At 68.8% G+C, this 15567-nt stretch carries 15 protein-coding genes; 8 read left to right on the top strand and 7 right to left on the bottom strand.

Annotation, left to right across the window (positions count from 1 at the left end):
* Window positions 1–57: 57 nt before the first annotated feature.
* Window positions 58–492 (bottom strand): division/cell wall cluster transcriptional repressor MraZ, encoded by a 435-nt coding sequence (mraZ, locus tag ACFPJ4_RS04475; RefSeq protein WP_386739082.1) that lies wholly within the window; start codon window positions 490–492, stop codon window positions 58–60.
* 286 nt (window positions 493–778) lie between these two features.
* Entirely contained in the window at window positions 779–1147 is a 369-nt protein-coding gene (locus ACFPJ4_RS04470) for a DUF3040 domain-containing protein (RefSeq protein WP_386739081.1), read from the bottom strand.
* Window positions 1148–1238: 91 nt separating this feature from the next.
* On the opposite strand from ACFPJ4_RS04470, the gene ACFPJ4_RS04465 reads away from it, so the two are divergent.
* Window positions 1239–2357 (top strand): polyprenyl synthetase family protein, encoded by a 1119-nt coding sequence (locus ACFPJ4_RS04465; RefSeq protein WP_386739080.1) that lies wholly within the window; start codon window positions 1239–1241, stop codon window positions 2355–2357.
* Window positions 2358–2364: 7 nt separating this feature from the next.
* Here ACFPJ4_RS04465 and ACFPJ4_RS04460 read toward each other — a convergent pair whose 3' ends face one another.
* Window positions 2365–2706 carry an Rv2175c family DNA-binding protein gene (locus ACFPJ4_RS04460; protein ID WP_386739079.1) on the bottom strand — a complete coding sequence of 114 codons (342 nt, stop codon included), beginning with the start codon at window positions 2704–2706 and terminating at the stop codon, window positions 2365–2367.
* 185 nt (window positions 2707–2891) lie between these two features.
* Here ACFPJ4_RS04460 and ACFPJ4_RS04455 point away from each other — a divergent pair, with 185 nt between their 5' ends.
* Window positions 2892–4217: a LysM peptidoglycan-binding domain-containing protein gene (locus ACFPJ4_RS04455; RefSeq protein ID WP_386739078.1), complete on the top strand. Its 1326-nt coding sequence runs from the start codon at window positions 2892–2894 to the stop codon at window positions 4215–4217.
* Window positions 4218–4285: 68 nt separating this feature from the next.
* Window positions 4286–6247: a Stk1 family PASTA domain-containing Ser/Thr kinase gene (pknB, locus tag ACFPJ4_RS04450; RefSeq protein WP_386739077.1), complete on the top strand. Its 1962-nt coding sequence runs from the start codon at window positions 4286–4288 to the stop codon at window positions 6245–6247.
* An 18-nt stretch (window positions 6248–6265) separates the two neighbouring features.
* Here pknB and ACFPJ4_RS04445 read toward each other — a convergent pair whose 3' ends face one another.
* The 3 genes from ACFPJ4_RS04445 to ACFPJ4_RS04435 all read right to left on the bottom strand — a co-directional run bounded on the left by ACFPJ4_RS04445 (window position 6266) and on the right by ACFPJ4_RS04435 (window position 9436).
* Window positions 6266–7597 (bottom strand): class II 3-deoxy-7-phosphoheptulonate synthase, encoded by a 1332-nt coding sequence (locus ACFPJ4_RS04445; RefSeq protein ID WP_386739772.1) that lies wholly within the window; start codon window positions 7595–7597, stop codon window positions 6266–6268.
* A 134-nt stretch (window positions 7598–7731) separates the two neighbouring features.
* A complete protein-coding gene (locus tag ACFPJ4_RS04440; RefSeq protein ID WP_386739076.1) occupies window positions 7732–8433 on the bottom strand; it encodes a lysophospholipid acyltransferase family protein in 702 nt (233 codons plus the stop codon).
* Window positions 8434–8488: 55 nt separating this feature from the next.
* Entirely contained in the window at window positions 8489–9436 is a 948-nt protein-coding gene (locus tag ACFPJ4_RS04435) for an ROK family protein (protein ID WP_386739075.1), read from the bottom strand.
* A gap of 119 nt (window positions 9437–9555) precedes the next feature.
* Between ACFPJ4_RS04435 and ACFPJ4_RS04430 the strand changes: the two genes are divergently transcribed.
* On the top strand, window positions 9556–11379 hold the full coding sequence (locus tag ACFPJ4_RS04430) for an AMP-dependent synthetase/ligase (RefSeq protein WP_386739074.1): 1824 nt from the start codon (window positions 9556–9558) through the stop codon (window positions 11377–11379).
* Between the two features lie 34 nt (window positions 11380–11413).
* Here ACFPJ4_RS04430 and ACFPJ4_RS04425 read toward each other — a convergent pair whose 3' ends face one another.
* On the bottom strand, window positions 11414–12079 hold the full coding sequence (locus ACFPJ4_RS04425) for a helix-turn-helix transcriptional regulator (RefSeq protein WP_386739073.1): 666 nt from the start codon (window positions 12077–12079) through the stop codon (window positions 11414–11416).
* Between the two features lie 82 nt (window positions 12080–12161).
* Between ACFPJ4_RS04425 and folE the strand changes: the two genes are divergently transcribed.
* From folE to ACFPJ4_RS04405, 4 genes are read left to right on the top strand one after another with little or no spacing between them, the layout of a single operon-like run.
* Window positions 12162–12749, top strand: coding sequence for a GTP cyclohydrolase I (gene folE / locus ACFPJ4_RS04420; protein WP_386739072.1), 588 nt, complete (start codon window positions 12162–12164; stop codon window positions 12747–12749).
* Window positions 12746–13969 carry an NAD(P)/FAD-dependent oxidoreductase gene (locus ACFPJ4_RS04415; RefSeq protein WP_386739071.1) on the top strand — a complete coding sequence of 408 codons (1224 nt, stop codon included), beginning with the start codon at window positions 12746–12748 and terminating at the stop codon, window positions 13967–13969. The genes folE and ACFPJ4_RS04415 overlap by 4 nt, the downstream gene beginning before the upstream one ends.
* A complete protein-coding gene (gene folP, locus ACFPJ4_RS04410) occupies window positions 13966–14844 on the top strand; it encodes a dihydropteroate synthase (protein ID WP_386739070.1) in 879 nt (292 codons plus the stop codon). Before ACFPJ4_RS04415 ends, folP begins: the two co-directional genes overlap by 4 nt.
* Window positions 14841–15566, top strand: a complete 726-nt coding sequence (locus ACFPJ4_RS04405) for a pyrimidine reductase family protein (protein WP_386739069.1) — start codon at window positions 14841–14843, stop codon at window positions 15564–15566. The genes folP and ACFPJ4_RS04405 overlap by 4 nt, the downstream gene beginning before the upstream one ends.
* Window position 15567 lies beyond the last annotated feature (1 nt).

Below are 15567 nucleotides of genomic sequence, written 5' to 3'. Positions count from 1 at the left end.
GACCTGGCTCCGGGGAAGTGAAGTCAGGGTGCGCGGCTGAGGGTCGGGCCCGAGGCGCTAGAAGAGTCCCGAGATCACCTCCTCGTCGGCATCGGCGAAGCCGGACTCGGCATTGGCGTAGTACTCGTTCCAGGCCGCGGTGTCCCAGATCTCTGCGCGGCTGCCCGCTCCGATGACGGTGAGGTCGCGGTCGAGTCCCGCGTACTCGCGCAGCACGGCGGGGATCGTCACCCGGTGCTGCTTGTCCGGGATCTCCTGGGTTGCTCCGCTGAGGAACAGGCGGAGGTAGTCGCGACCCTTCTTGCCGAGCGACGGCGCCTGCTTCTGCATCCGCTCGACCAGATCCTCGAACTCGCGCTGGCTGTACACGTAGATCGCGTGCTCCTGGCCGCGGGCCATGACGACGCCGCTCGAGAAGTCGTCGCGGAACTTCGCGGGAAGGATGATGCGCCCCTTCTCGTCGAGTTTGGGGACGAACGTGCCGAGCAGCATGCGACCCCCCTCACTCTCCGGCCAGACAGAAGGACATTCCCCACTTTACTCCACTTCCTTCCACTTTCAACCACATTCCTCACCAAATGCGGCCGTTCGCACCCCCAGAAGGTGGGGACATCCCCGCAGATACGCGGAAGAGCGCCGGTGGAGCGCAGTGGAGGGGAATGAGGCGCCGATGCGACGCTCGGCGGCCGCGGGGAGCGACGCGCCCGTTAACGACGAAAGGACCGGCGATCGCCGGTCCTTTCGGGAGAAGTCAGTACGAGTAGCTCAGTGCTCTAGCTCAGTGCTCGTGATCGTCGTTGCGCCGTTCCCAGCGCTCGTTGAGCGAGTCCATGAAGCTCGGGCGCTTGGCGTTGGACGCGCGGCGGGCCGAGCCGACGACGGTGAGGCGGCGCGGCGGCGCGATGGCGACGAGCGCCCCGGAGAACATGATCGCGAAGCCGAGGATGCCGACCAGCGGCTGGTGGATGCTCACCCCGACCACGAGCAGGATCAAGCCGACGGCCCCCGCAAGCACTCCGAGCACGATGGCGGTGTAGTTGGGGCGGCCTCGACGCGCGCCGACGGTCGTGACGTCGTCGGCATCGTTGTGGTAGAGGCTGCGCTCCATCTCGTCGAGGAGGCGCTGCTCCTGTTCAGAAAGCGGCATTTCCGGCTCCCTCACGGTCGGGCCATCCGTTGGCAGCGACTCGTTGATCAGGCAACATTCTAGGCCCGCTTGCCGTCGATAGCATAGGTACGTGGCTGGGAGTACGCGCTTAGTCGATCTCGTCCAGTCCCGACTCGATGAGTTCGTGTCCGAACACGGCACGACCATGGCCGGCATCTCCCCCGACCTCGGCGTCATCGAGGACTCGGCACGTCAGATTCTGGCAGGGGGAAAGCGCTTCCGCGCCCTGTTCTGCTACTGGGGCTGGCGAGCGGTCGCGGGGTTCGCCCCCGACGGCGAGCTGCTCGACGACAGCGAACCCGCCGAACTCCCGGCGGTCGTCTCGGTGGCGTCGGCGCTCGAGGTGTTCCACGCCGCCGCGCTGGTTCACGACGACATCATGGACAACTCCGACACCCGCCGCGGACGACCGAGCGCCCACCGTCGCTTCGAGGCCTGGCACCGCGAGCAGGGGTGGTCGGGCTCCGCTCGCGACTACGGCGAAGCGAGCGCCCTCCTGCTCGGCGATCTGCTGCTGGCGTGGAGCGACGAGCTGTTCGACTCGGGGGTGCGCCAGATCCGATCTTCGGATGCCGCCTCTGCCGCCCGCGATCAGTTCTCGCTCATGCGGGCCGAGGTGACGCTCGGGCAGTACCTCGACATGCTCGAAGAGACCTCATGGCGGTCACGCCCCGAGACGGAGCTGCTCCCCCGCGCCCATCGGGTCATCGTCTACAAGTCGGCGAAGTACACGGTGGAGGCGCCGCTCGTGATCGGCGCCTCCCTCGCCGACGCGTCGCTGGCCCAGCTCGCGGCCCTCCGCGCCTTCGGCCTGCCGTTGGGGATCGCCTTCCAGCTGCGCGACGACCTTCTGGGGGTCTTCGGAGATCCGGTCGTCACCGGCAAGCCGGCCGGCGACGACCTGCGGGAGGGCAAGCGCACCGTACTCGTGACCCTGGCCCGGCAGAAGCTCCCGGCGTCGGCGGGTCGCGTGTTCGACGAACTGCTCGGTGACCGGGAACTGGACGACCAACAGGTGTCGATGCTGCAGACCGCCGTTCGCGACAGCGGAGCGGTCGAACAGATCGAGAGGCTCATCGCGCACAACGTGGGACTGGCGACCCAGGCCCTGGCGGACGCCCCGCTCACCCGGTCGGCCCGCGAGCAGCTCGGCGCCCTGGCCGAGACCGTCTCGCGCCGCAGCGCCTGACGCCGGGCTAGAAGCCCAGAGCCTGGGCGACCCGCCGCACCTCGGCCTTTCGTCCGGCGCGCAGGGCGTCGACAGGCGCGACACCGAGGCTCTCCTCGGGAGTGAGCAGCCAGTGGATCGCCTCGTCGTCGCTGAAGCCGGCGTCGCCGAGCACGATGAAGGTGCCGCGCAGCTCGGTCATCGGCTCGCGGTCGACCAGGAAGTCGGCCGGCACCTTCAGCACCCCGTCGACCCGGGTCGCGAGCAGCGCCCGGTCCTCGATGAGACGCCGCACCCGGCTCAGCGGAAGGCCGAGCCTGTCGACGAGGTCGGGAAGGGTCAGCCACGTCGTGCCGGCGGTGTCGCTCACTGTTCAAGAGTGCCATGTCGCGGGGGGTGTCGTTCGACCAGGCAAATGTTACGAACAGGTAAACTCCCGCCCCACCAGCCACGGTGATTGACTCTGTTAATCTTCTGTGACAACGTGGAACGCGAGATCGCGTCGGAACCGTCGAGCGATCACGAATCCCGGGGGCGGGGGAAGGCAGGACGGCGATGACCGACACTCCCACGACCGACTCGGGCGCGTTTGCCCGCTCGGTCTTCGCGCGGCTGACCCCGTCATCCTCGAACCACCGCGTGACGGACGGCGCGAGTGGCGGACTCCGCTCCAGCCGCTTGGGCAAGGGCGTCATGGCGACCATGCCGATCGTGCTGGCCGGGGCCATGACTGTGAGCATGAACCTGACCGGACCGTTGGACTCCGCCTCGGCGGCACCGAAGCGGCCCGCCAAGGCCAAGAGCGAACTCGGCAAGACGCTGCGCGAGATACTCACCGCGTCCAAGAGCAGCGCCGCCGCGGCACCGACCACCTACCGTGTGGCCCCGGGCGACACCGTCTCGTCGATCGCCGGGCGTTTCGGCCTGTCGACGGCGTCCGTCCTCGCTCTCAACGGCCTCAGCTGGAAGTCGCTGATCTTCCCCGGACAGGTGCTCAAGCTCTCGACGTCGACCGCTGCCGCGCCCACGGCGCCCGCCGCGCCTGCTGCGTCCGTCACGACGGCGGGCGGGCGCTACACGATCCAGAAGGGCGACACGATCAGCGGCATCGCGGCGCGATTCGGCGTGTCGACCCAGTCCGTGCTCACCGCGAACGGCCTGGGATGGTCGAGCATCATCCACGCAGGGCAGACCATCGCCATCCCGTCGGGATCGACCCTCGCCATCCAGACCGTCGCCAATGTGACCCCGGTCGCGCCGTCGACGGCGCCCTCGACTCCGGCCGCCCCCGCGGGTACCTCGTACACGATCCGTTCCGGCGACACCATCTCGTCGATCGCCCAGCGGTTCGGCGTGACCGTCTCGTCGATCCTCGCCGCGAACGGACTCGGCAGCTCGAGCATCATCTACTCCGGACGCACCCTCGTGATCCCCGGCGGCGGCTCCGCTGCGCAGCCCGCGAGTACCGGCACCCCGCTGACCGAGGAGATGGCGGCGAACGCGCGCATCATCATCCAGGTCGGACAGCGACTGGGGGTCCCGGACCGCGGCATCGTCGTCGCCTTGGCCGCCGCCATGCAGGAATCCGGGCTGCGCAATCTCAACTACGGCGACCGCGACTCGCTTGGCCTGTTCCAGCAGCGGCCGAGCACGGGGTGGGGCGCGCGCGCGCAATTGCTCGACCCGGTCCACGCCGCCGAGCTGTTCTACGGCGGACCGAGCAACCCCAACGCCGGGCGCACCCGCGGACTGCTCGACATCGCGGGGTGGCAGTCGATGACGATCACCCAGGCCGCCCAGAAGGTCCAGATCTCGGCCTACCCGGAGGCCTACGCCAAGTGGGAATCCAGCGCGTGGGCCTGGCTCGCGAACTATCGCTGAGCACAGCTGAGGACTCCTTCACCGTGTGGCAGCCGACCGTTCAGGATGCCTCTGCCTACACTCGAACGGTGAGTGTCAATACCTCCGACCCGATGATCGGTCGTCTCATCGACGGCCGGTATCAGGTGCGCTCACGAATCGCCCGCGGCGGCATGGCGACCGTCTACCTCGCGACCGATCTGCGCCTCGAGCGCAGAGTCGCCGTCAAGGTGATGCACGGGCATCTCGCCGACGACAGCCAGTTCAAGCAGCGCTTCATCCAGGAGGCGCGGTCGGCGGCACGGCTGGCGCATCCGAACGTCGTGAACGTCTTCGATCAGGGCCAGGACAGCGACAGCGCCTACCTCGTCATGGAGTACCTGCCCGGCATCACCCTGCGCGATCTGCTGCAGGAATACGGCTCCCTGACCCCCCAGCAGACGATCGACATCACCGAGGCAGTTCTCTCGGGGCTCGCCGCCGCGCACAAGGCGGGCATCGTGCACCGCGACCTCAAGCCCGAGAACGTGCTGCTGGCCGACGACGGCCGCATCAAGATCGGCGACTTCGGCCTGGCGCGCGCCGCCTCGGCCAACACCGCGACCGGCGCGGCCCTTCTGGGCACGATCGCCTACCTCTCCCCCGAACTCGTCACTCGCGGCGTGGCGGATGCGCGCAGCGACATCTACGCGGTCGGCATCATGATGTACGAGATGCTCACCGGCGAGCAGCCCTTCAAGGGCGAGCAGCCGATGCAGATCGCGTACCAGCACGCCAACGACACCGTGCCGACCCCGAGCGCCAAGAACTCGAAGGTGCCGGCCGAGCTGGACGAGCTGGTCGTGTGGGCCACCGCCCGGGATCCCGAGGAGCGCCCACGGGACGCCCGTGTCATGCTCGATCAGCTTCATGACACCGAGTCGCTGTTGCGCACGGCGCTCCCCACCGGAGCCACCGCAGCGCAGCGCACGATGGTGCTGCCCTCCGCCCCGGCGGAGACGACGTTCATGGGCACGCGAGCCGAGGCCGAGACCCAGATCATCACGCCCCGCGCGCCGGCGGCCCCTGTCGAGGTGTCCGACTCGACCTCTGCCCTCGCCCGGGTGTCGCAGAAGCGGCGTGGACGCGGGCTGGCGTTGTTCCTCGTCATCCTGCTGCTCGCCGCGGCGGCGGGTGCCGCCGGCTGGTACTTCGGCGCGGGCCCGGGGTCGAAGGTCACGATCCCGCGTACGCTCGCCGGACTCTCGACCGCGGCGGCCACGGAGCAGCTGACCAAGCTCGGCCTGAAGGTGAACCCGTCCCCCGGCGAGGCGTTCTCGACGACCGTGGCTGCGGGTGCGGTCGCCGAGACTGCTCCGGCCATGGGGCAATCCGTGGTCAAGGGCGGGATGGTTCAACTGCTCCTCTCGAAGGGGCCGCAGCCCTTCCCGCTGCCGACCCTGGTCGGCCAGACGGAGAAGGACGCCCTCGACCTCGTCTCGACGCACTGGAAGGCCGGCGACAGCATCCGGCAATTCGACGGCACGGTCGCCTCGGGCACGGTGCTGGACGCACTCGACGCGTCCGGCAAGTCGTTGAAGGGCGTCGGGCAGTACGGGGACCAGCAGAAGATCGTCCTGGTGGTCTCGGCCGGTCCGCTCCCCTCCGACCTCAGCGGCAAGAGCATGTCCGAGGCCACCGCCGAGCTCGCCGCCGATCCCTACAAGCTGACGGTGAGCGGCAACGTGGATGTCTTCAGCCAGACCGTCCCCAAGGGCGCGGTCGTCGGGCTGGTCACCACCGATTCGGCAGGCAAGGCCATCCCGATCCGCGTCGGCGACAAGGTGCAACTTCAGACCTCGAAGGGCCCGGAGCAGGTGCCCGTGCCCGACGTCACGGGCAAGACCTGGGCGACCGCGAAGCAGATGCTGACGGATGCCGGATTCCAGCTCAGCTACAACAAGCTGGCTGACATCGCCCCCAGCTCGATCACGGTCAGCAAGACCAACCCGCCGGCGGGGACCACGGTCGACAAGGGGTCGACCATCAAGGTCAACTTCAACGGATTCTGATCCGTTCGCCCGGCTCGCTCAGCGCGCGATCGTGAGCTCCTCGGCCACGAGGAAGGCCAGCTCGAGCGACTGCATGTGGTTGAGGCGCGGGTCGCAGAGCGACTCGTACTTCGTCGCGAGAGTCGCCTCGTCGATCTGCTCCGATCCGCCCAGGCATTCGGTGACGTCGTCGCCGGTCAGCTCGATGTGGATGCCGCCCGGGTGCGTTCCGGCCTCGCGATGCGACTCGAAGAAGCCCCGCACCTCGTCCACGACATCGTCGAAGCGGCGGGTCTTGTAGCCGGTCGGCGTGGTGAGTCCGTTGCCGTGCATCGGATCCGTGACCCACAGCGGCATCGCGTCGAAGCCCTTGATCGCGTCGAGCAGCGGCGGAAGCGCATCGCGCACCTTGCCGGCGCCCATGCGCGTGATGAACGTCAAGCGACCGGGCTCGCGCTCCGGGTCGAGCTTGTCGATCAGGCGCTCCATGTCGTCGGCCGTGGTCGACGGCCCGAGCTTGACGCCGATGGGGTTGCGGATGCGCGAGAAGTAGTCGACGTGGGCGTCGTCGAGACCCCGCGTGCGCTCGCCGATCCACAGGAAGTGCGCGCTCGTGTTGACGGGAGTGCCGTTGCGCGAGTCGATCCGCGTCATGGGGCGCTCGTAGTCCATCAGGAGGCCCTCGTGGCTCGTGTAGAACTCCACGCGCTTCAACTCGTCGAAGTCGGCCCCCGCCGCCTCCATGAACTTGACGGCGCGGTCGATCTCCGAGGCGAGACCCTGGTAGCGCTGGTTCGCCGGGTTGGCCGCGAACCCGCGGTTCCAGCTGTGCACCTCACGCAGATCGGCGAAGCCGCCCTGGGTGAAGGCACGGATCAGATTCAGCGTCGAGGCCGAGGTGTGGTACCCCTGCACGAGCCGGCGGGGATCGGCGGCTCGCGCCTCGGGCGTGAAGTCGTAACCGTTGACGATGTCGCCGCGGTAGGCGGGCAGCGTCACGTCTCCGCGGGTCTCGGTGTCGCTCGAGCGTGGCTTGGCGAACTGCCCGGCCATCCTGCCCATCTTCACGATGGGCATGGACGCGCCGTAGGTCAGCACGACCGCCATCTGCAGCAGCGTCTTGAGGCGGTTGCGGATCTGATCGGCGGTCGCGCCGGCGAAGGTCTCGGCGCAGTCCCCGCCCTGGAGCAGGAAGGACTCGCCCCGGGCGGCGCGCGCCAGCCGTTCGCGAAGGATGTCGACCTCGCCCGCGAAGATCAGCGGCGGGAGCGTCGAGATCTCGGCGGATGCGGCGGCGACTGCGGCGGCATCCGGCCATTGCGGCTGCTGCCGGATCGGCAGCTGACGCCAATGGTCGAGGCCTGCGATCACCTGAGGGTCGGCCTGCACGACGGTCTCTGAGGGGTCTGACACGGGGTTCCTTCTGCTGTGGGGGAACGGGAACGCCCCAGCCGTTCAGCCTATAAGAGGGCGCCGCGCGGTGCTGACCGGCGGACGACCCTGGCCTATCGCGCGGCGCGCGCGTCGACGCTGCTCGCCCGGCGCTTCACCGATGAGGCATAGACGTCGACGTATTCCTGGCCGCTGATCCGCGACAGCTCGTACATGATCTCGTCGGTGATCGAGCGCAGCACGAAACGGTCGCCCTCCATGCCCTCGAAACGCGAGAAGTCGAGCGGCTCGCCGAATACGACTCCGACGCGGCGCACCCGGGGGAACTTCGAGCCCACCGGCATGACCTTCTCGGTGTCGATCATGGCGACAGGCACCACCGTGACCCCGGCTTCGAGGATCATGCGCGCCACTCCGGTGCGCCCCCGGTAGAGCCGGCCGTCGGGGCTGCGCGTGCCCTCGGGGTAGATGCCGAGCTGACCGCCCTTGGCCAGGTGCTCGAGACCCGAGTTCAGCGATGCCTCGGACGCCTTGCCGCCGGAGCGGTCGATCGGCAGCTGGTTGATCCCGAGGAAGAAGTGCTTCGTCAGCCAGCCGCTGAGGCCCTTGCCCGTGAAGTACTCGCTCTTCGCCAGGAAGCTGATCGGCCGCGGCACGGCGAGCGGCAGGAACACCGAGTCGATGAACGACAGGTGGTTGCTGGCGAAGATCACGGCACCCGACTCGGGCACGTTCTCGATCCCCCGGATCCAGGGTCGGAACACCGACATCGCGAACGGACCGACGATGAAGGTCTTCAGGAACCAATAGAGCACGAGACCTCCCAGCGGATACCGAGTCTAGCCACCATGGAGCCCTAGCGACGGAGCCCTAGCGAGCGGCGTGCAGCCGGGCGAGATCCGCGGCGCCGACCACGCCCGCGTCGTTCACCAGTTCGGCGACCGCGAAAGTCGGCTCCGGATGGAAGCCCCGAGCGGGCAGATGAGCGAGGTAGGCCTCGCGGATCGGCTCGAGCAGCAGCTCGCCGGCCGCGGCGACGCCGCCGCCGAAGACGAACCGCTGAGGGTCGAGCACCGCGCCGAGCGATGCGCAGGCCTGGCCGAGCCAGGAGCCGAGCTCGCGAAGCGCGGCAAGGGCGCCGGGATCGTGATCCGCGATGAGTGCGCCGACGATGTCGCCGTCGAGACGGCCGGAGGTCGCGCGGGCGTCGGCGAGCGAGAGACCGATACCGCCGGCATCCGCGATCTCGTTGGCGAAGCGCAGCAGCGCGCGCCCGGACCCGTACTGCTCGATGCAGCCGCGCTGCCCGCATCCGCAGGGAAGACCGCCGGGCACGACCCGCAGGTGACCCACCTCCCCCGCCGCACCGAAGCCGCCGCGTAGCAGCTTGCTGTCGACGATGACCGCGCCGCCGACCCCCGTGCCGATCGTCAGCATGGTCATGTCGGTGGCGCCGCGGCCCGCGCCGAAGCGGTACTCGGCCCACCCCGCCGCGTTCGCGTCGTTGTCGATCGTGATGTCGAGCCCTGGCAGCAGTTCGGCCAGGCGGTCGCGGAACGGTTCGCTTCGCCAGTTGATGTTGGGTGCGTAGTAGACGATCGACTGCGTGACGTCGACGAATCCGGCGGCGGCGACGCCTGCCGCCACGATGTCTTCGCCGTCGCTCAGGGTGCGGATCAGCTCGACGACGTTCTCGACGATCGCGACGGGATCGCCGGCCGGTGTCGGCGTGCGCGCCGATCGCACGATCTCGCCGGTCTCGCTGACCAGGGCGCCGGCGATCTTGGTTCCGCCGATGTCGATTCCGATGGCATGCACGGGTCTCGACTTTACCGTCGCCCTCGCCCGTCGGCGCCCGCGCCTGACCCCGGGGTAGGCTCGCAAGTGAACAACCTAGGCTGGGGCCAACGAATCACACCGGTACCGAAGGAGTTGCCGTGAACGAATACTTCACCCCTGCAATCGTCAAGGCAGACCCCGACGCGAACACGACGGATCTGCTTCTGGGGCGCCTCGCGATCTCGCCCGACGCCCCGCTGTTCGCCCTCCCCACCGCCGACGGCGGCTGGAGCGACATCTCGACCGCCGAGTTCCATCGTCAGGTGGTGGCCCTGGCCAAGGGCTTGATCGCCGCGGGCATCCAGGCGGGCGACAAGATCGGCTTCATCTGCAAGACCCGCTACGAGTGGACCCTGATCGACTTCGCCACCTGGTTCGCCGGCGCGGTGCTCGTTCCTGTCTACGAGACCTCGGCCCCCGCGCAGATCCAGTTCAACCTCAGCGACTCGGGCGCACGCGCCCTGATCGTCGAGACCGCCGAGCAGTTCGCCAAGTTCGACGAGGTGCGCAGTGAGCTGCCGCAGGTCGACAAGGTCTGGCAGTTGGGTCTCGACGACCTCGACAAGCTGGTCGCCGGCGGTGTGAACGTCAGCGATGCCGAGGTGGAGGCCCGCCGCAGCGCCGCGAAGGGATCCGATCTCGCGACGATCATCTACACCTCGGGCTCGACCGGCCGGCCGAAGGGGTGCATCATCACGCACTCCAACTTCGTCGAGCTCAGCCGCAACGCCGCCGTCGCCATGGGCGAAGTCGTCGCGCCGGGATCATCGACCCTCCTCTTCATCACGACGGCGCATGTGTTCGCGCGGTTCATCTCGATCCTGGGCGTGCATACGGGGGTCAAGGTCGGACACCAGGCCGACACCAAGCAGCTGCTGTCGGCCCTCGGCAGCTTCAAGCCGACCTTCCTCCTCGCGGTCCCCCGGGTGTTCGAGAAGGTGTACAACTCGGCGGAGCAGAAGGCCGAGAGCGGGGGGCGCGGCCGCATCTTCCGCACGGCGGCGCAGGTCGCGATCGACCACTCGATGGCCCTGGACGCCGGCCAGGTTCCCACCGGCCTGAAGCTCAAGTTCGCCCTCTTCGACCGACTGGTCTACAGCAAGCTGCGCGCCGCGATGGGGGGCAACATCCAGTTCGCGGTGTCGGGGTCCGCACCGCTCGGTACTCGGCTCGGGCACTTCTTCCGCAGCCTCGGCGTCAAGATCCTCGAGGGTTACGGGCTCACCGAGACGACCGCACCGGCCACCGTCAACCTGGTCTCCAAGTTCAAGATCGGAACGGTCGGCCCCGCCCTTCCAGGAGTCGGCATCAAGATCGCGGACGACGGCGAGATCCTCGTGAAGGGCATCGACGTCTTCGCCGGATACTGGAACAACCCCGAGGCGACCGCGGAGGTCATGCAGGGTGAGTGGTTCCACACCGGCGACGTCGGCGCCCTCGACGAGGACGGCTACCTCACGGTCACGGGTCGCAAGAAGGAGATCATCGTGACGGCCGGCGGCAAGAACGTCGCCCCCGCCGCGCTTGAGGACCCGATCCGGGCCAACAGCCTGGTCGGCCAGGTCGTGGTCGTCGGCGACCAGAAGCCGTTCATCGCGGCACTCGTCACCCTCGACCCCGAGATGTTGCCGGTCTGGCTGCACAACAACGGCGAGGCGGCGGACATGACGCTCGCTGAGGCCTGCGTGAACCCCAAGGTCGTCGCCGAGATCCAGCGCGCCGTCGACCTGGCGAACTCGCGCGTCTCCCGCGCCGAGTCGATCCGCAAGTTCGTGATCCTGCCGACCGAGTTCACCGAGGACAGCGGCCACCTGACGCCCAAGATGAGCATCAAGCGCGGGCCGATCCTCTACGACTTCGCCGACGTGATCGAGGGACTGTATTCCTCGGCACCGACGCGAGGCGAGTCGCTGGTGCACTGAGGCGGCGCCGTCGGTCCCGATCGTCGTCGCGCGGTCAGCCGTTCATGGTGACGGTGACGCAGCAATGGCCTTCGCCGGGATCGAACTCGACCTCGAAGACCCCCTCCGCGGTTCCGTCCAGCATGCCCTGCAGCAGGCACAGGTTGGCGTGACAGATCAGCGCCGTGTGGTTGGCCGCCAGGCGGTGAAACGGGCAGTTCTCCAACACGATGCGGCCGTTCCCGGCTGCCCGCGGTTCGTAGCCCGCGTTCTCGAGTGCCGGCAGAAGCGACGCCGACGCGGCGCCCATCCGGTGTCCCGTTTCGCGAGCGACTGCCGCGAGCGTCGTGCGCGCCGGGGCACCGCTCCGATCCGACTCCTCGATCGCCGCGGCCAGCAGCTCGCCGACGACGTCGTAGTGGCGCTCCGGGATCGCGACGACCACCTCGTCGGCGGTCGGCGTGTACAGCTTCGCCGGGCGCCCGGCCCCCGGTCCCGTCCTGCCGTTGCGACGCTGGAACCGCGACGTCAGCAGTCCGGCTTCGACGAGTCGGTCCAGGTGGAAGGCGACCGTGGTCCGCGCCATTCCCGTGGCTTCGGCGACCTCGTCGCGGCCGACAGGCGCGGGATTGCGCACGACCCACTCGAAGAGTGCCCGTCGCGACGGGTCGCTGATGGATGCGATAGCGGCCAGCCGTTGCGCTCGAGATGACTCGATCATGTCGGCACTCTATCTCTAAAATCCACTTTCTTGACTTTATCCCGGGACGAATCTACAGTCGACGACGAGGCAAGGAGCCGAGATGGACGCGATGGGCCAGTTGCACGCCGTCGGCGGAGTCCGGCCAGACGGTCTCGATCGCGCCGAGCGGGCCGTGTCGGCGCTCTTGACCGCGGTCGGGCAGGACGTCACCGACGAGCGGCTCAGGGACACCCCCCGGCGCGTGGCCGAGAGCCTCCTCGACCTGCTCACGGCGCGGGATGTGCCGTTGACCACCTTCCCGAACGACGACGAGTACTCGGGCCTCGTACTGGTGCGCGACATCCCGTTCCACTCGCTCTGCGAGCACCACATGATGCCGTTTCGCGGGGTGGCGCACATCGGCTACGTCCCCGGCGCTCGAATCGTCGGGTTGTCGACCATGCCGCGCATCGTCGAACACTTCTCGAGAGACCTGCAACTGCAGGAGAGGCTCACGGTGAACGTCGCCGACTGGATGCAGGCGCAGGTGCAGCCGCGCGGAGTCGGCGTCGTCATCGAGGCGGAGCAGTTGTGCATGTCCCTGCGCGGCGTGGGCACTCCTGCCACACGGACGATGACGAGCGCGTTCCGCGGGGTGCTGGCCGATGCCGGTCCGCTGCGCGCTCAATTCGAGGCAGGCACATCGTGACACGGGCGACATTCGTCCTCGTGGGAGGCGGCCTCGCCGCGGCGACTGCGGCGGAGACCCTGCGTGAGCAGGGATTCGATGGAACGATCCGGATGATCGCGGCGGAAGCGCACCACCCGTACCTGCGTCCGCCGCTCTCGAAGGAGTACCTCACCGGAGCCGGAGACCGGGCCGGCATCGTCATCCATCCCACGGAATGGTATGCCGACCACGCCATCGAGATCGAGACCGGCACCACCGCGGCCGCGCTGGATCACGGGGCGCACACGGTCACCCTCGCCGACGGTCGCATCCTCGGCTATGACCGTCTCCTGATGGCCACCGGCGCCTCCCCGCGCCGCGTCGACGCCCCCGGAGCGACGGCCACCGGCATCCATTCCCTGCGCACGGTGGAGGATTCGGAGGGGCTCAAGGCAGCGTTCGCCCACGGCGACCGGCAGGTGGTCATCGTCGGAGCCGGCTGGATCGGCCTCGAAGTCGCCGCGGCCGCGCGCGGCTACGGCAACCGGGTGACCGTGATCGGACGGGAGCAGATCCCGCTCGCCGGGCCGCTCGGGGACGAGATGGGGACCATGTTCCGCGAGCTGCACGAGTCCCACGGGGTCGAGTTCGTGCTTTCGGCAGAGGTGGAGCGCTTCACCGAGCAGGGCGGCGTCGTGACGGGCATCGCCCTGACCGACCGGATCGTTCCCACCGAGCTGGTGGTGGTCGGAGTCGGGGCGATTCCGAATATTCAGCTGGCCGCGGCCTCCGGACTGGAATGCGACAACGGGGTCCTCGCCGATGAGCACCTGCTGTCGAGCGCGCCGGACGTCTACGTCGCCGGCGACGTCGCCAATGCATTCCACCCCGTCATCCGACAGCGGATGCGCAACGAGCACTGGGCCAACGCCATCGGAACCGGCAAGATCGCCGCACGCTCGATGCTCGGGCAGTCGGCGGTGTTCGACGAGATCCCCTACTTCTACACTGACCAGTACGACCTCGGCATGGAGTACTCCGGGTATCCGACGCTCGCGCGCGACGCCGAGCTGGTCGTGCGTGGTGATCGAACGACGCGCGAGTTCATCGCATTCTGGACCTCAAGGGGCAAGGTGGTGGCGGGCATGAACGTCAACGTCTGGGACGTACACGACACGATCCGCGAACTCATCCGCTCGCAGAGGCTGGTCGACCCGACGGCGCTCGCCGATCCCTCCGTCGAGCTGTCGGCCCTGTGACGCCGCGCGTCATCGGCCGCCGCACCTTCGACTTCGACCGTCAGGTGGCGGTGATGGCGGTCGTCAACCGCACCCCGGACTCCTTCTACGACAAGGGGGCGACCTTCGCGCTCGACCGGGCGGTCGCCGCCGCCGTGCGCGCCGCCGACGACGGTGCCGATTGGGTGGACATCGGAGGGGTCCCGTTCGGACGCGGGCCGGCGGTCGGCGTCGACGAGGAGATCGAGCGGGTGGTGCCGGTCGTCGAGCGGATCGCCTCGGCATCCGATGTCGTCGTCTCGGTCGACACCTACCGGGCCGAGGTCGCTCGGCACGCGATCGCGGCCGGCGCCTCGGTCGTCAACGACACGAGCGGCCTGTGGGATCCGCAGATGGTCGACGTGATCGCGGCGTCCTCGGCGACGCTCGTGCTCACCCACAGCTTGAACCCGCCGCGCGTCGAGAAGCCGAGACCGGTGTACGGCGACGTCGTCACGGAGGTGATCGAGCTGCTCGCCGACCGGGTTTCGCGGGCCGTCGCCGGCGGAGTGCCTCTCGAGCGGCTCGTCGTCGACCCGGGTCACGACCTCAACAAGACCACCCGGCACTCGCTGGAGCTCACCCGCCGATTCGAGGAGGTGGCGGCGATCGGGCTTCCCACCCTCGCCGCGGTCTCGAACAAGGACTTCATCGGCGAGGCCATCGGCCGCGAGCAGGGCGAACGGCTGGAGGGCTCGCTGGCCGCGATGGTCGTCTGCATCCTGAAGGGTGCCCGCATCGTGCGGATGCACGATGTCGCGGCGACCGTGGCCGCCGTGCGCATGACCGAGGCCATCCTGGGCTTCCGCGAGCCCGCGTACGAGGTGCACAACCTGCACCCGACCCACAACGTATGAGCGACCGCATCGATCGCCTCTGGCCCGACGCCGCCGAGGACCTCTCCGACGAGGAGGTGCTCGCCGGGCTCGGCCCCGGGGTTCACGTCAACTTCGTGTCGAGCATCGACGGCGCCGCCACGCGGGACGCCCGATCCGGCGGACTGTCGAGCGACGCCGACCGACGGCACTTCGAACTGCTGCGCCGCAGCTGCGACGTCGTGCTCGTCGGCGCAGGAACGGTGCGCGTCGAAGGATACGGAGCGATGCGGGTCTCCCCCGCCTCCGCTCGGTGGCGGCTCGAGAACGGGCTGTTCGAGCATCCGGTTCTCGCAATGGTGACGGAACGACTCGACCTCGATCCCGCGTCGTCCCTCTTCACGGATGCTCCGCGGCGCCCGATCGTGATCACGAGTTCGAGCGCACCCGGCCGAGACGCGTTCTCGCGCGCTGCGGATCTCGTCGTCGCCGGCGAGGAGCGGGTCGATCTCGGCCTGGCCCTGTCCGCCCTCCGCGACCGCGGGCTCACTCGCGTGCTGTGCGAGGGAGGGCCCTCGCTGTTCGGCTCGATGCTCGAGGCGGATCTCGTCGACGATCTCTTCCTCACCATCTCGCCGACGCTCGAGGCCGGGAATGCGGTCCGCATCGCCCACGGACCGTCGGCGGCGTCTCGCAGCATGGAGCTGGTCCACGTGCTGCGCTCCGGCGACGAGCTGCTCCTGCGCTATCGACGCCGAGGCTGAG

Origin of the sequence: Lysinimonas soli (assembly GCF_042655435.1) — a bacterium.
Taxonomy (GTDB): Bacteria; Actinomycetota; Actinomycetes; order Actinomycetales; family Microbacteriaceae; genus Lysinimonas; species Lysinimonas soli.
Note: the sequence above shows the minus strand (reverse complement) of the source record. Positions and strands in the feature narration are given on the sequence as shown.

Excerpts from the sequence above, each read along its gene's own strand:
- folE (WP_386739072.1), top strand. The coding sequence starts at position 12,162 with ATGGACGCGATGGGCCAGTTGCACGCCGTCGGCGGAGTCCGGCCAGAC.
- ACFPJ4_RS04425 (WP_386739073.1), bottom strand. The coding sequence starts at position 12,079 with ATGATCGAGTCATCTCGAGCGCAACGGCTGGCCGCTATCGCATCCATC.
- ACFPJ4_RS04405 (WP_386739069.1), top strand. The coding sequence starts at position 14,841 with ATGAGCGACCGCATCGATCGCCTCTGGCCCGACGCCGCCGAGGACCTC.
- ACFPJ4_RS04455 (WP_386739078.1), top strand. The coding sequence starts at position 2,892 with ATGACCGACACTCCCACGACCGACTCGGGCGCGTTTGCCCGCTCGGTC.
- ACFPJ4_RS04470 (WP_386739081.1), bottom strand. The coding sequence starts at position 1,147 with ATGCCGCTTTCTGAACAGGAGCAGCGCCTCCTCGACGAGATGGAGCGC.
- mraZ (WP_386739082.1), bottom strand. The coding sequence starts at position 492 with ATGCTGCTCGGCACGTTCGTCCCCAAACTCGACGAGAAGGGGCGCATC.